Here is a 10,873-nt window from a genome sequence, read left to right as displayed (position 1 = left end):
CGCCCAGCAGACCGCGCCGACGGCGGCCGGGGCATCGGCCCGGCTACTCAGCTCCCCTGAGTACGGCCGCCCACGGCGCGTTCCACGATGGCCTCCAGCTGGTCGTGGTGCGCGCCCTTCCAGTAGGCGCGCCCGCACTCCCGGCACTGCGCGAACACGTCGTAGGACCGCTGGGTGCCGCCCTTGAGCTGGTCGGCGACCTCCTCCTTGGACGCCTGGCGCAGCAGGCCGTTGCAGGCGGTGCACCGCGTCCAGGGGCGCAGCTCGGGCCGGAAGCGGTCCAGGACGTCCTGGAGCTGGTCGTCGGGGCGGGTGCTGTAGACGAAGGCGCCGGCCCACAGTTCGCGGCGGCGCAGCAGGCCCCGGTCGCGGCTGAGCATGACGCGCTGCTCGGCGGCGGAACGGGCGGCGAGCGCCGGGTCGCCGATGTCGGTGGACTCGTAGGCGGTGTCCACGCCGAGCAGCCGCAGCCGGCGGGCGAGCGTGCCGAGGTGCACGTCGAGGAGGAAGCGCAGCGGGGCGCCGGGGACTTCCTGGGGGCGCTCGACGGTGCGTACGCTCACCGACTCGCCGTCCGCCGGGACGTGCGACACGGGCACCTCGCGGCCGTCGACGACGAGGGCGCCGACCTCGGTGAGCGGGACGCCGAGGGACTCGACGACGTGGCCGAGGGTCGAGACGCCGTCGGTGTGCAGCGCGGTGGCGCCGCGACGGCGTTCGCCCGGCACGAACAGGTGCAGCTCGGCGGCGAATTCGACGTGGATCTCCGGACGGTTCACCCGGTCAGGATGACACGGGGGCCGTGGGCCCGGCCGGTGCTTTTCCCGGGCGGGCGGGACCGCCGGCCGCGTTGCTCGGGCGGGCCGGTCGGCCGTGCCGGTCAGCCGTGCTGGTACGCCACCAGGGAGATCCCCACGTAGTGCGTGATGAACGCGGCCAGGGTGAGCGAGTGGAAGACCTCGTGGAAGCCGAACCAGCGCGGGGACGGGTTGGGCCGCTGGAGGCCGTAGATGACGCCGCCCGCGCTGTAGAGCAGGCCGCCGACGATCACCAGGACGAGGACGGCGATGCCGCCGGCCCGCATGAAGTCCGGCAGGAAGAAGACGGCCGCCCAGCCCATGGCGATGTAGCAGGGCGTGTAGAGCCAGCGGGGCGCGCCGACCCAGAACACGCGGAAGAGGATGCCCGCGGCGGCGGCGCCCCAGATGCCCCACAGCAGCCACCGGCCCTTCGCGTCCGGCAGGAGCAGCAGGGTCAGCGGCGTGTACGTGCCCGCGATGATCAGGAAGATGTTGGCGTGGTCGAGCCGGCGCAGGATGCCGTCCATGCGCGGGCTCCAGTCGCCCCGGTGGTAGAGCGCGCTCACGCCGAACAGAAGGCATGCCGTCAGGGCGTATACCGCGCAGGCGATGCGGGCGCGGGGGGACGGGGCGAAGGCGGTGAGCACCAGGCCGGCGACGAGGGCCGCCGGGAACATGCCGAGGTGCAGCCAGCCCCTGAGCTTGGGCTTGGCGGGGTGCGGGAGGGAGAGCGCGACGGGGCCGTGGCCGGCGGCCGACGACTCCGAGCGCGCGTCGGGAGCGGACGCTGTCATGCGCTTCATCGTACCTACGGGGGCGTAAGTCAAGCGTTCGCGGATGGGGTTGGCGGCGGGGAACACCGCCGGTGAGGGTGCGGTGACGCTCGGAAAACATCGAGTGGAGTGGCGATGCTCACTCCGCTCACCTGTGAGCCCCTCTGGACATATGGGCGCTCTCGTCGGATGATCAAATGAGTGCGGTCGGCACCGGATGAGCGCCATAGGTTGAACCGTGAAGCATCCGGGTCGCAGCCCCCACGGGGCCTCCAACCAAAAAATCCCTCATTTAGGAGCAATCGTGGCGCGCGACATCGCGGCTCCCTCCGTCGTCCCCACCAACCACCAGGAACTGATCTCGTGGGTCAACGAGATCGCCGAACTGACGCAGCCGGACGCCGTGGTCTGGTGCGACGGATCCGAGGCCGAGTACGAGCGACTGTGCGAGGAGCTCGTCGAGAAGGGCACCTTCCGCAAACTCGACCCGATCAAGCGCCCCAACTCCTACTACGCCGCGTCCGACCCCACCGACGTCGCCCGCGTCGAGGACCGCACCTTCATCTGCTCCGAGAAGGAGGAGGACGCCGGTCCCACCAACCACTGGAAGGCCCCCGCCGAGATGCGGGAGATCTTCCAGGGCTCCGGGGGAGAGGGCGGCCTGTTCCGCGGCTCGATGCGCGGCCGCACCATGTACGTCGTGCCCTTCTGCATGGGCCCGCTCGGCTCGCCGCTGTCCGCGATCGGCGTCGAGATCACCGACTCGGCGTACGTCGCCGTCTCCATGCGCACCATGACCCGCATGGGCCGGCCGGTCCTCGACGAGCTCGGCTCCGAGGGCTTCTTCGTGAAGGCCGTGCACTCCCTCGGCGCCCCGCTGGCCGACGGCCAGGCGGACGTCCCGTGGCCCTGCAACCAGACGAAGTACATCTCGCACTTCCCCGAGAGCCGCGAGATCTGGTCCTACGGCTCCGGCTACGGCGGCAACGCCCTGCTCGGCAAGAAGTGCTACGCCCTGCGCATCGCGTCCGTCATGGCCCGCGACGAGGGCTGGCTCGCCGAGCACATGCTGATCCTCAAGCTCACCCCGCCGCAGGGCGAGTCCAAGTACGTCGCCGCCGCGTTCCCCTCCGCCTGCGGCAAGACCAACCTCGCCATGCTGGAGCCCACGATCTCCGGCTGGACCGTCGAGACCATCGGCGACGACATCGCCTGGATGCGGTTCGGCGAGGACGGCCGCCTCTACGCGATCAACCCCGAGGCCGGCTTCTTCGGCGTCGCGCCCGGCACCGGTGAGCACACCAACGCCAACGCGATGAAGACGCTGTGGGGCAACGCCGTCTTCACCAACGTCGCCCTCACCGACGACGGCGACGTGTGGTGGGAGGGCATGACCGAGGAGCCCCCGGCCCACCTCACGGACTGGAAGGGCAACGACTGGACGCCCGAGTCCTCCACCCCGGCAGCGCACCCCAACGCCCGCTTCACCGTCCCGGCGTCGCAGTGCCCGATCATCGCGCCCGAGTGGGAGGACCCCAAGGGCGTGCCGATCTCCGCGATCCTCTTCGGCGGACGCCGCGCCACCGCCGTACCGCTCGTCACGGAGTCCTTCGACTGGAACCACGGCGTGTTCCTCGGCGCCAACGTCGCCTCCGAGAAGACCGCCGCCGCCGAGGGCAAGGTCGGCGAGCTGCGCCGCGACCCCTTCGCGATGCTCCCCTTCTGCGGCTACAACATGGGCGACTACATGGGCCACTGGGTCGACGTCGCCAAGGACAAGGACCAGTCCAAGCTGCCGAAGATCTACTACGTCAACTGGTTCCGCAAGAACGACGACGGCAAGTTCGTCTGGCCCGGCTTCGGTGAGAACGGCCGCGTCCTGAAGTGGATCGTGGAGCGCCTGGAGGGCAGGGCCGAGGGCGTCGAGACCCCGATCGGCGTGCTGCCGGCCAAGGGCTCCCTCGACACGAACGGCCTCGACCTGGCCGACGAGGACCTCGACTTCCTGCTCACCGTCGACAAGGAGGTGTGGCGGGAGGAGGCCGCGCTGATCCCCGAGCACCTCAACACCTTCGGCGACCACACGCCGAAGGAACTGTGGGACGAGTACCGCGCGCTGGTGCGGCGCCTGGGCTGATCCCCTCCGAGAACCCCCGCGGCCGGCCCCGATGGGAGCCCTGACCAGTGATCGTCACGGGCCGGCCGCGGGACACGAACCGCGGGGCCCCGCACAACGGCGTGCGAGGTTCCGGCCCGGCCACCGCCCCCGTCCGCCCCGACGGACCCGGCGGAGACCGGCCCGCCCCGCCCCCACCGGCCCGGCCCGCCCCGCGGGCTCTCACGAACGTGCCGATGGGTGACCGAGCGCTCCGGACGGCGTGTCCCGCCGACCAGGGCGCTCGGCCTTTCCGTCACGCGCCGAGCCCGCCCCGGTCCTCCAGATACCGGGTGTGGGACTCCTGACGGCGGGCCTCCGTGTCGCGCAGGCCCGCCGCGAGCAACTCGGCCTCCCGCCGCAGCAGGCCGAGCTGCCGCTCCAGCTGCCGCTCCGGCGGCTCCTGGCCCGGCGTCAGCCGCGTCCACCACCGCGCCCGTACGTAACTGTCCACGGCCTCGGGCAGGTCCTGCCGCACGGTCCGCGACAGGGTGTGCAAACCCTCCGGGTCGGCGAGCAGTTCGGTGGCCCAGCGCGGGTCCAGCAGCGCGGTCAGCAGGTCCGTCAGCTCGGTGAGCCGGCCCTCCACCGCCGGGGACAGCTCCACCTCCGCCAGATATCCGCCCAGCTTGTCGTAGTCGGTGCGCACCTCGTCCAGCTGGGCCGACGGATCGGGGAAGTCGGGCGGCGCGGGCCGCTCCGGCGGGGCGATCAGCGCGCCCGCGCCGTACAGCCCGGCGACCACGACCGGCCAGTACGGGCCCGCCACCCCGGTGAACGTCAGCGCGAGCCCGGCGAGCCCGCAGGCGCTGCCGGTGATGTTCTTGCGGGACTCCAGGTATCTACTGATAGCCACGGATCTCCTCGAAGGCCCCGTCCAGCGAACCCTTCCGGGCGTCGAAGAGACGGCCGCCGGTCAGCTCGGCGATGTGCTCCAGCTCGGACCGGTCCGAGTCGCCGAAGAGGATCGGGAAGACGGGCGTGCGGCGCCGGCCGGGGTCGAGCCCCGCGTAGAAGGCGTCGAAGTCGTCCGCCTCGGCGCCCGCGGTGTTCTCGCCGTCCGTCATCAGCACGATCGACGTGAACGTGTCCTCGTCCGCTCCCAGATGGTCGTACGCCTTCTCCAGCGAGGTGTAGACCGCGGTGTCGCCCTCGGCGGTCAGTGCCTCGGTGTCCCTCCTGATGGCGTCCATCCCGGACCGCGGGTCGGCGGGGTCGACGACGTGCGTCCGCACGCTCTTGACCTCCGAGCCGAACGGCATCAGCGTCACCTCCTCGCGCGCGCGGAAGTCGCTGGTCAGGCCGGTGAGGGCGGACTTCAGGCGAGCCAGGCGGTCGCCCTCCATCGAGCCCGAGGTGTCCAGGACGTACACGGTCCGCGACGGGCGGCGCAGCTCGTTGTCGTAGGAGTCGAGCAGCCCGTCGGCGACGGAACGGCTGCCGGGGAAGGGCAGCTCGCGGCGCCGTCCCGGGTCGAGGCCGGCCGCGGGCGGCACCGAGGCGACGACCGGGCGGCGCAGCGTGCGGTCGGTGATCAGCCGCTGGACGGCGTCCGAGCGCAGGGCCGCGGTGACCCGGCGCACGTCCTCGCGGGTGGCCGCGTCGGCCGAGGCGAGCGAGGACAGCGGATAGTCGGCGGTGACCACCCCGTCCTTCGGACGGATCACGGTCAGGCCCTTGACCCCCTTGAGGACGGACTCGTAGTTGAGGAGCGCGTCCACGTCACCGCGGCGGTCGTACGCGCCCGCCAGCCAGCCCGACGAACCCGAGGTCAGCTTCTGCCCCCGGAAGAACTCCTTCAGCCGCGGCGTCGCCTTCGTCACGTCCGCGTCGGTGAGCGCGGACTGTGCCCCCGAGAGCGCCGAGGCCACGGAGATCAGGGTGGAGAAACCGGAGTTGGAGCGCGTCGGGTCGGTCATGCCGTAGGTGAGGTCGCCGTCCCGCACCGCCCGCTCGATCGCGGACCAGGTGACCTCCTCCGGCTTCCAGCCCAGCCGCTCCACGGTGGTCGTCCTGACGCCGATGGCGACGGGGCTCGTCATCACCGGCGTCTCCGAGACGACCTTCCGGGCCGCCTCCGGGCGCAGCCGCAGATAGTCGTTGGAGGACAGCCACACGGCGTCGTACCTGCCGTCCGTCTTCCCCGTGGCCAGCATGTCCACGGCGTCGAGCGTGCCGAGGTACGTCGGCCGGAGCGTGACCCCGGTGTCCTTCTCGATCCGCTCGAACACCGGTGTCATGTCACTGAGTTCACTGGAGGCCAGCACGCGCAGGGTGCCCGGCCGGGCGGCGTACGGGTCCGTGTCCTCCCCGGCGTCGGAGTCGGCGGTGCACGCGGTCAGCAGGGCCGCGGCGGCGGTGAGCAGCGCGATCAGGGGCCGTCGTCTCATCCGAGACCGCCTTCCAGCGCGCCCTGCGCCCGGCTGCGCTCCAAGTAGCCACTGGCGTGCCGCAGTTCGGAGCTCAGGTTCTCCACCGTGACCGCCATCGCCTCCGTCGCCCGCGCCTTGTAGGTGTCGATGGCGTCGAGGGTGCGGTAGATCTCCTGGAACGCCGAGCGCAGCGTCTCCGCCCCCACCGCCGGGTCGGCGGCGATGCGCCGGCTCTCCCCGCTCTGCGTCGCCAGCATCTCCGCGTTGCCCCGGATCAGCTCCTCCGTGGTGCCGCGCAAGGCGTTGACCTGCTCGACCACCTTCTTCTGGTGGTCCAGCGCGGACGCCAGCATCACGGAGATCCGCAGCGCCGACACGGTGGTCGTGGCCGCCCGGTCCACGCCCTTGATCAGCTCCTCGTTGTTGCGGCGTACGACGTCCATGGCGAGGTAGCCCTGTGCGCACACGGCGAGCTGGGTCAGCAGGTCCTGGTGCTTCTGCCGGACGGGGAAGAGGACATCGGCGCGGAGCGAGTCCGCCTGGGCGGGGTCGGCCGCCTCGACGCGGGCGATGTGCTGCTCCACGGCCGTGTCCAGGGCCTCCGTCAGCACGACGTACTCCTGGAGCTTGCCCATCGTCTCCCACAGCCGGACGCGTTCCGTCTGCAACGCGGCGTTGTCGCGGCGCAGTTCGTCCTGACCGCCGCGCAGGGAGCCCACGATCCGGTTCAGGGTGCCCTGTGCGGAGGCGTACTTGGCGACGTGGTCGCGCAGTTTGTTGCCGCCGGGCAGCCGGGACAGGAGCTTGCGGCCCTTGCCGGCCGGCAGGTCCCGCGGGTCCAGGTACTCGACCACGCGCCGCAGTTCGACGAGGGACCCCGCCACCTTGGACCGCGCGTCGCCGCCCTTGTCGGGCAGGCTCCGGACCGTGCGCTCCAGCATGCGGTTGGACTGCGCGGTGGCGGTGCGCATCTCGCCGCCGCCCAGCGCGGTGATCTCGCCCACCTTGCCCGCGAACTCGGGTGAGCGGGCGTCGAGGGCGGCCAGGCCCTCCACGTACGCGGCGGCCCTGGCCGCCATGTCGGCGCGCACGGCGTCGTCGACGGGCACGAGGCCCCCGGCCTTCTCCCGCGGCACGGGCGCGACGGCCTCGGGCGGCGTGAGGACGAAATCGCCGTCGGTGCTGCTGCTCATCTGCTGCTGTCCCCCTTATTCGCTCTGGCCGTGCGCCCGTCGCGCCAGTTCGCGCAGCACCGCGGAGGTGGGCACGGGCGCCTGGCGGACGCCGGTCAGTCGCTGCTTGAGATAGGCGGTGCGGCCCACGGCGGAGGCCGCGAACTCCGCCATGTCGCCCTGCGGACGGAAGCCGTGCCGCACGGCCAGCTTGCGCAACGCCGGGTCCTCGCCCAGGAGTTCGGCCAGCTCCCGGCCGTTGTCGGTGAGCGGCACGACGGTGTGGTCACTGTTGACCGTGGTGTCCGGGTAGAGGACGACGAGGTCGTCCGCGTTCTGCTGCTCGTCGAGGAGCGCGGCCACCTGGGACTCGTAGACGAGGACGAGCGGGTTGCCGACGCCGCTGACGAAGTCCCGGAACGCCGCGTCCGTCCCCGTCTGCTGGGCGCCCTGGACGCTGGTCAGCTTGCGCATCAGGGGAGCGGTCCGGTCGATGTCCGCCTCGCTCGCCACCACCTTGCCGCCGTTGGCGACGTAGGACGCGGCGGCCAGGTACAGGGCGCCGGAGTTGGAGCTCTCCGGGTCGGTGCTGGAGATGAAGAGGGTGCCGGTCAGCTCCCCGTACTCGTCGGCCCCCTTGAGCTGCTGCCAGGTGCGGTCCCGCTCGGCGGCGTCGAGGTAGGCCGCCATCTTCAGCGTGCCCGGCTGATCCTTGTTCAGCTCGGCCAGCCCGTTCGCGGCCAGCACCTGAGCGGCCCCGCGCCGGGACACCACGACGAGCGGCGAGTAGAACGGACGCGGGAGCATCCCGCGGACCCGGTACTTCTCGGCCAGCTCGGCGGCGGGCGCACGGCTGGACGGAAACGCCAGGTCGTACCCCTCCAGGTCCAGCCCTTCCATGGCCCAGGACCCGGAGGTCTCGGCCTCCACGGTGTAGCCCTTGGCGGCGAGGGCCTCCACCACGTCGGGATCGGCGAAGAACTCCGCCTTCTCCGATCCGATCACCATGCGCACGGTCTTCGTTGCCGTGCCCGTCTCCCCGCTGTCCCGGCCCACGACGACGGCGGCCGCCACGCCACCGATGAGCAGCACGGCGAGGACGATTCCCAGAATCCTTCTCACGCCGGGAGCATCCCGCCGGAACCCAACGTTCCTCGGCGGGGCTGGTGAACGGGGGGTGTCCGGGCCATACCGGTATGCAACGGGAACCGGCCGTTCCGTGTGGCGTTCGGCGTAACGGATGAAGCTACGGGTCGTTCTTAGAGATGTACTTCTAAGAAGTACGTCTCTAAGGCCCTCTCAGAGAGCGCGGAGGAATCATGGCCCGGCCCGCACGGCGCAGCCTGCCGAGACCACCGGACATGTTCGACCGGGAGTGGGAATGGAGCGAGCTGACCGCCTTCGCGACGAATGACGGCGCGGGACCGAGGCTCGGCGTGGTCTCGGGCCGTCGTCGGCAGGGCAAGAGTTTCCTGCTCCAGGCGCTGGCGGACGCCACCGAGGGCTTCTACTACGCGGCGGTCGAGGCGTCGGCCGCCGAGTCCCTGCACCTGCTGGGCGATGCGGTCGCGCGCTTCACCGGCGCCACCGTCCCGCCCAGGCCGGCGAACTGGGACCAGGCGCTGGAACTTCTCTTCGGGCTCGCGAAGGACCGGCCGCTGCCCGTGGTGATCGACGAGTTTCCCTACCTGGTGCGGAACGCCCCCGCTCTCCCCTCCCAGTTGCAGGCCGCCATCGGAGTGCGCTCTGAGCGCCACCGCACCGAGCGCCCCCGGATTCTGCTGTGCGGCAGCGCGATGTCGTTCATGGGCGGGCTGCTGGCCGGCGCCTCCCCGCTCTACGGCCGGGCGGGCCTCGACCTCGTGGTCCACTCACTCGGCTACCGCGAGGCCGCCGAGTTCTGGGGCATCCGGGATCCGCGGCTGGCCGTCCTCGTGCACGCGATCGTCGGGGGAACTCCCGCGTACCGGCGCGAGTTCGTAGACGACGACGTCCCCGACGGGCCCGACGACTTCGATGCCTGGGTCTGCCGGACCGTACTCAACCCCGCACGCCCGATCCACGGTGAGGCGCCCTTCCTGCTGGCCGCCGAGCCCGACCTGCGCAACCGATCCTTGTACCACTCGGTCCTGGCCGCGGTGGCCGGCGGCAACCGAACCAGCGGCGGCATCGCGAGCGCAGTGGGCCGCAAGGCCACGGACATCTCACTCCCGCTGACCGTCCTGAGGAACTGCGGCCTGCTGACCGCGGAGCCCGACGCCTTCCGCGCCAACCGCACCACTTATCACGTCGCCGAACCGCTGATCACCTTCCACCATGCCGTTGTACGCCCCGAGACCGCCCTGCTGAGCCGTCGCAGGGGAGCGGCCACGATGTGGCAGCACAGCAGGCCCACGTTCCTCAGCAAGGTCGTGGGCCCGCACTTCGAACGGCTGTGCCGCGAGTGGGTCGAGTGGCACGCGGACCCCACGACCTTCGGGGGCATGCCGATCCAGGTCGCCGCCGGGACGGTCGCCGACCCGGTGAGCCGGACATCCCTCGAGGCCGATGTCGTGGTGCACGGAGCGATCGGCCAGGACCAGGGCATCCTGCTGTCCGTCGGCGAGGCCAAGTGGCACAAGGTCATGAACCTCGGACACCTCCAGCGTCTGCGCCGCATCCTGGACCTGCTGAAGTCACGAGGCGTGGACACCAGCCACGCGCGACCCGCCTGCTACAGCGGCGCAGGCTTCGATCCGGACCTGCGCGCGGCCGAGCAGCGGGGTGAGGTGATCCTCGTCGACCTGGAGCGGCTGTACCACGGTTCCTGAACTCGATCGGCCCCCTCGGGGCACCAACGGCAGCGTCGGTGTCCCCGCGTGTGACGGCTGTTCAGGCAGGTACCGCTGATTCCTCCCCGCGGTTCGGGACGGAACTGTCCTCCGACGCCGCCGCGCCCAACTCGCACCACACGGTCTTTCCGGCGCCCGGCGGACCGTGTGTCACGCCCCACTTCAGTGCCAGGGCGTCCAGCAGCGCGAGCCCTCGACCCGACTCCTCGTCGGGGTCCACGGCCGCCCGCAGCACGGGCAGCGCGCGCGGGTCGGGGTCGGTGACCTCCAGACGCGTACGACCGTCGTTGTCGCACGACACCCGGACGATCACCGGCACTCCCTCACCGAGGTGCCGGATCACGTTCGTCACCAGCTCACTCGCGCAGAGCTGCACGTCGGCGCCGTACTCCCGCAGGGCGCGGCGTACGCCGGACACCTCGGCCGGTGCCGCGAGCAGTTCGAGCGTCAGCGTCGGGCGCATCACGCGGCCCCCTTGCGGAGCGCGGCGGTCAGCGCCCGGGCCGTGACGAGATTGCAGTTGCCGAGCGCGATCAGCGTCCGGGCCGGGCAGCCGGAGGCGAACGTCGGGAGGTCGACGCCCAGGGACGGCAGGGTGATGCCGTGCGCGGCGAGCGCCGCCCGCAACTCCTCGGCGCAGACGTCGGCTTCGGTGGACCTGTGCATGGGGATCACGCCTTCCGGTGCTCTGTGTGACGAACCCTCACACTGTGTCGCCGGTCCGCGTAGCGTGGCAGCCATTCGGCATCCCGGTCCTGAACTGCACATAT

10 protein-coding genes are annotated in these 10,873 nt (G+C 71.5%); 2 read left to right on the top strand and 8 right to left on the bottom strand.

Going from position 1 to position 10,873, the window contains the following annotated elements; genetic code table 11:
• Nucleotides 1-47: 47 nt before the first annotated feature.
• A complete protein-coding gene (locus tag ACZ7D7_RS02315) occupies nt 48-779 on the bottom strand; it encodes a Mut7-C RNAse domain-containing protein (RefSeq protein ID WP_470821649.1) in 732 nt (243 codons plus the stop codon).
• Between the two features lie 101 nt (nt 780-880).
• Nucleotides 881-1,594, bottom strand: coding sequence for a PAQR family membrane homeostasis protein TrhA (gene trhA / locus ACZ7D7_RS02310; protein WP_470821647.1), 714 nt, complete (start codon nt 1,592-1,594; stop codon nt 881-883).
• A 283-nt stretch (nt 1,595-1,877) separates the two neighbouring features.
• Here trhA and ACZ7D7_RS02305 point away from each other — a divergent pair, with 283 nt between their 5' ends.
• Nucleotides 1,878-3,710 carry a phosphoenolpyruvate carboxykinase (GTP) gene (locus ACZ7D7_RS02305; protein WP_470821645.1) on the top strand — a complete coding sequence of 611 codons (1,833 nt, stop codon included), beginning with the start codon at nt 1,878-1,880 and terminating at the stop codon, nt 3,708-3,710.
• A 274-nt stretch (nt 3,711-3,984) separates the two neighbouring features.
• Here the strand turns inward: ACZ7D7_RS02305 and ACZ7D7_RS02300 are convergent, their stop codons facing one another.
• From ACZ7D7_RS02300 to ACZ7D7_RS02285, 4 genes are read right to left on the bottom strand one after another with little or no spacing between them, the layout of a single operon-like run.
• Nucleotides 3,985-4,584: a hypothetical protein gene (locus ACZ7D7_RS02300; protein WP_470821644.1), complete on the bottom strand. Its 600-nt coding sequence runs from the start codon at nt 4,582-4,584 to the stop codon at nt 3,985-3,987.
• Entirely contained in the window at nt 4,571-6,118 is a 1,548-nt protein-coding gene (locus tag ACZ7D7_RS02295) for a substrate-binding and vWA domain-containing protein (RefSeq protein WP_470821642.1), read from the bottom strand. The genes ACZ7D7_RS02300 and ACZ7D7_RS02295 overlap by 14 nt, the downstream gene beginning before the upstream one ends.
• Nucleotides 6,115-7,293, bottom strand: coding sequence for a toxic anion resistance protein (locus ACZ7D7_RS02290; RefSeq protein WP_470821641.1), 1,179 nt, complete (start codon nt 7,291-7,293; stop codon nt 6,115-6,117). Before ACZ7D7_RS02290 ends, ACZ7D7_RS02295 begins: the two co-directional genes overlap by 4 nt.
• 15 nt (nt 7,294-7,308) lie before the next feature.
• Nucleotides 7,309-8,394: a hypothetical protein gene (locus ACZ7D7_RS02285; protein ID WP_470821640.1), complete on the bottom strand. Its 1,086-nt coding sequence runs from the start codon at nt 8,392-8,394 to the stop codon at nt 7,309-7,311.
• Nucleotides 8,395-8,591: 197 nt separating this feature from the next.
• On the opposite strand from ACZ7D7_RS02285, the gene ACZ7D7_RS02280 reads away from it, so the two are divergent.
• A complete protein-coding gene (locus ACZ7D7_RS02280; protein WP_470821638.1) occupies nt 8,592-10,082 on the top strand; it encodes an AAA family ATPase in 1,491 nt (496 codons plus the stop codon).
• 61 nt (nt 10,083-10,143) lie between these two features.
• On the opposite strand, the gene ACZ7D7_RS02275 is transcribed toward ACZ7D7_RS02280, so the two are convergent.
• Nucleotides 10,144-10,566, bottom strand: coding sequence for an ATP-binding protein (locus ACZ7D7_RS02275; RefSeq protein WP_470822424.1), 423 nt, complete (start codon nt 10,564-10,566; stop codon nt 10,144-10,146).
• Nucleotides 10,566-10,769, bottom strand: coding sequence for a hypothetical protein (locus tag ACZ7D7_RS02270; protein ID WP_470821636.1), 204 nt, complete (start codon nt 10,767-10,769; stop codon nt 10,566-10,568). Before ACZ7D7_RS02270 ends, ACZ7D7_RS02275 begins: the two co-directional genes overlap by 1 nt.
• Nucleotides 10,770-10,873: the final 104 nt, after the last annotated feature.

This window comes from Streptomyces sp. NPDC037054 (assembly GCF_055606745.1).
The sequence above is the reverse complement of the archived record's forward strand: the minus strand, read 5'-3'. Positions and strand labels throughout refer to the sequence as shown.